At 73.1% G+C, this 4,081-nt stretch carries 1 protein-coding gene; it reads right to left on the bottom strand.

Going from position 1 to position 4,081, the window contains the following annotated elements:
* Positions 1 to 4,081 (bottom strand): non-ribosomal peptide synthetase (locus L810_RS41465; RefSeq protein WP_042978292.1); only part of this gene is annotated, 4,081 nt, incomplete at both ends.

Raw genomic sequence — 4,081 nt, forward strand, 5'->3', positions numbered from 1 at the left:
CGCGCGCCGAGTGCGGCGAAGGTCGGCGACGCGAACAGGTCGGCGACCGTCAGCGCGTGACCGGCGCGGCTGGCCGCGTCGACGAAGCGCACGACGTCGAACGACGTCGCGCCCGCTTCGAACAGGTCGGCATCGGGCTCGGGCGCGGCCGTCGCGAACGTGTCGGACCACAGCGCCGCGAGCGCGGCTGCCGCGTGCGGTGCGCGTGACGACGTTGCCGTGCGTGCGTCGCCTTTCGCGTGCGCGCGCGGCGACGCTTGCGCAACGGCATGCGTGTCGGGCGCGCCGAGGGCGGCTTCCGACGCGCCGGCGAAGCGCGCGACTTCGTCGTGGTAAATGTCGACGAGCACGTCGACGAAGCTGCGGTCGAGCAGTTCGTCCGCATACGAGAACGCGGCGCTCACGCGCCCGTCCGGATGCTCGACGACGTCCAGCTCCAGCGTGAACACGACGCGATGGCGCACATCGTCGAACCCGGCCAGCGACAGGCCGGCCCAGTCGCGCGCGGCGGCACCGGTCGGGCGCAGGTAGTTGAACATCACCTGGAACAGCGGATTGGCCTGCGCGGCACGCGGCGCGCGCAGCGCCGCGACGACGTCCGCGAACGGCACGTCGGCGTGCGCATAGGCCGCGAGTGCCGTGTCGCGCACCTGTGCCAGCACGTCCGCGCGACGCGCGGCCGGGTCGATCCGCGTGCGCACCACGACCGAATTGATGAAGAGGCCGAGCGCCTCGCGGGCCGCGTCGCCCGTCAGCTCGCGCGTCGACGCGAGCACGCCGACCGGCTGGTCGGCCGCACCCGTCGCGCGGAACAAGGCGGTGTTGAGCGCCGCGTGCAGCAGCATCGGCAGCGTCGCGTGCGCGGCCGACGCCGTATCGCGCGCGGCGCGGATCAACGCGCCGTCGAATTCGAACGCGATGCGGGCCGCGCGCCATTGCGGCACGGCCGGCGCGTTGGCGCGTTGCGGCAGCAGGCGCGCCGGCAGGTCGGCCAGCGCATCGCGCCAGTAAGCGACGCGGGCCGGATGGGACGGCGCGGGCAGCACGAGCGGCCGGGCGATCGGCCGGACGATCTCCCCGGCCGCCACGGCACCGCCCTGCACGCGGGCGACATAGCGCGCGCGAACCGCGTCGAGCCACAGCTCGATCGATTCGCCATCCGACACGATGTGATGAATCGTCAGCGACAGCACGTGATCGTCCGCGCCGAGCCGCAGCACCCGAGCGCGCCACAGCGGCGCATCGGCCGCGAGGTCGAACGGCGCGAGCGCATCCTCGTCGGTCAGCGCCGCCGCGCGGGCAAGCACATCGGCTTGCGCCGACAGGTCGATCACCGGCAGTTCGACGGAAACGTCCGCGTCGATCCGCTGGCCCGGCAGCGCGCCGTCACGCGCCACGAGCCGCGCGCGCAGCGCCGGATGCACGGCCGCGACATCCGAGAAGGCCGCACGCAGCGCATCGACGTCCAGCGGGCCGCGCACCCGCAGCGCGACCGGAATGTTGTACGCGGCGCTGTCCGGCTGCGCGCGCCACAGGAACCACAGCCCGAGCTGCGCCGGCGACAGCGGCCACACGCCGTGGGCGTCCGGTTGCGCCACCGCAACGCCCGGCGCCGCGGCACCCGCATGCGCGGCACGCGGCGCATCGGCCACCTGACGCGCGTACTGCGCGAGCACCGGCGCTTCGAACAGCGCGCGCACCGGCACGTCGCGGCCGAGCCGTTCGGCCACGCGCGTCGCGACGCGCACGGCGGCGAGCGAATGGCCGCCGAGATCGAAGAAGTGATCGCCCCGGCCCACACGCTCGAGATTCAGCACGTCGCACCAGATCGCCGCGAGCGCGGCTTCGTCGCCGTCCTGCGGCGCTTCGTATGCGCGTTCGACGCGCACGGGCGCCGGCAGCCGTGCGCGATCGACCTTGCTGTTCGCATTGCGCGGCAGCGCGTCGAGCACGATCAGCTGCGCGGGCACCATGTAATCGGGCAGCGTGCGGCGCAGGTGTGCGTCGAGCGTCGCGGCTTCGACCGGCTGCGCGGCCGCCCGTGCGTCGGCGGTCAGCTCGACGTATGCAACGAGCTGCGCAAGTGCGCCCTGCCCGTGCACGACCGCACATGCTTCACGCACCGCGTCGTGCGCGGCAAGCTGCGCCTCGATCTCGCCGAGCTCGATGCGCAGCCCGCGCAGCTTCACCTGGTGGTCGACACGGCCGATGAAGTCGAACACGCCGTCCGCGCGACGCCGCACGAGGTCGCCCGTGCGGTACAGCCGCGCGCCCGGCGCGCCGTACGGATCGGGCACGAAACGCTCGGCCGTCAGCGCCGGGCGGTCGAGATAGCCGCGCGCGACGCCGATCCCCTCGCCGCCCAGGTACAGTTCGCCGATCACGCCGACCGGCAGCGGATGCAGCCGCTCGTCGAGCACGTGCGCGGTGCGTGCGCCGACCAGCGTACCGATCGGCAGGTACGCGGCGTCGCCGAGCTTCGCGAGATCGTCGCCGGGCCGGAACATCCACAGCGTCGGCGTGATGACCGTCTCGGTCGGCCCGTAGCCGTTGACCACGCGCACGTTCGGCAGCGCGCGGCGCAGCATCGCGAATGCCTCGCGCGACGTCGCCTCGCCGCCGACGGTCAGCGACCGCAGTGTCGGCGGCGCGCCGTGCGCGAGCGCCCATTCGGCAAGCTGCGCGGCGCAGCCGGGCGGCACGTAGGTCATCGTCACGCCGTCGCGGACCATCATCGCGCAGGTCTGCGCGGGCGGCCACAGCACGTCGGCCGTCACCGACACGGCGGCACCCGACATGTATTGCGAGAACCAGCCTTCATGCGCACCGTCGAAGTTGACCGACTGGAACAGCAGGAACACGTCCTGCTCGCCCGCGCCGTAGCGCTCGGCGATCGCCGCGCAATGCAGCGCGAACGATGCATGGTCGACGATCACGCCCTTCGGCTTGCCGGTCGAGCCCGACGTGTAGATCGCATAAGCCGCATGCCCGGGCAGCACGTCCGGCAGCACGACGTGCGCCGCTTCGTCGAGCGCAGCGACTTCGTCGGCGCGCCACACGCGCAGCGCCGGCAGCTCGGGCAGCGACGCGGCGCTCGCGCCGTCGGTCAGCACGTGCGCGATGTTCGCGTCGCCGACGATCTGCGCGAGCCGTTCGCGCGGATGAGCCGGATCGAGCGGCACGAACGCGGCGCCCGACTTCAATACCGCGATCAGCGCGACGAGCAGGTCGACCGAGCGCTGCAGCGCGACGCCGACCCGCATTTCCGGTCGTACGCCGGCCGCCACCAGATGGCGCGCCAGCCGGGCCGCGCGCGCATCGACTTCGCCGCGCGTGAACGCACGATCGATATCGGCGACACCACGCGCGTCGGGCCGTGCATGGGCATGCGCGGCGATGCGTGCATGCACGGGCACGAACGGCTCGGCATCGGTCGCGCCGGCCGGCGCGTTCCATGCAAGGAGCTGCGCGCGCTCGGCGGCGGGCAGCCAGTCGAGATCGCCGACCGGCATGTCGGGGCGCGCGAGCGCATCGGCGAGCAGCGTGACGAAGCGCGCGGCCAGCCGTTCGATCGCATCCGCATCGAACAGGTCGAGCGCGTAGATGAACGCGGCGTCGAACGTGCCGTCCGGCGTCGCCTCGACCGACAGCGTCAGGTCGAATTTCGCGGAAGGCGTACCGGACGGCAGCAACGCGGCAGACGCCGCGCCGAGCGCCGGCAACGCACGACGCTCGCCGTATGCGGCCATCACCTGGAACAGCGGATGGTGGCTCGCGCTGCGCGGCACGCCGAGCGCGTCGACCACCTGCTCGAACGGCACGTCCTGATGCATCTGCGCGTCGACGAGCGCACGCTGCGTGCGCGCGACCAGCGACGAGAAATCGCCGTGCGCGGGCACGTCGACGTCGATCGCCAGCGTGTTGACGAAGAAGCCGATCAGGCCGGCGACTTCCGCGCGTTCGCGGTTCGCGGCCGGCACGCCGACGCAGATCCGCGCATCGCCCGTCGCGCGCGCGAGCAGCGCATCGAGCGCGGCGAGCAGCACCGCGAACGGCGTGGCGCCCGACGCGGCCGCGAATG

This window comes from Burkholderia sp. AU4i (genome assembly GCF_000466765.1).
Taxonomy (GTDB): Bacteria; Pseudomonadota; Gammaproteobacteria; order Burkholderiales; family Burkholderiaceae; genus Burkholderia; species Burkholderia cepacia.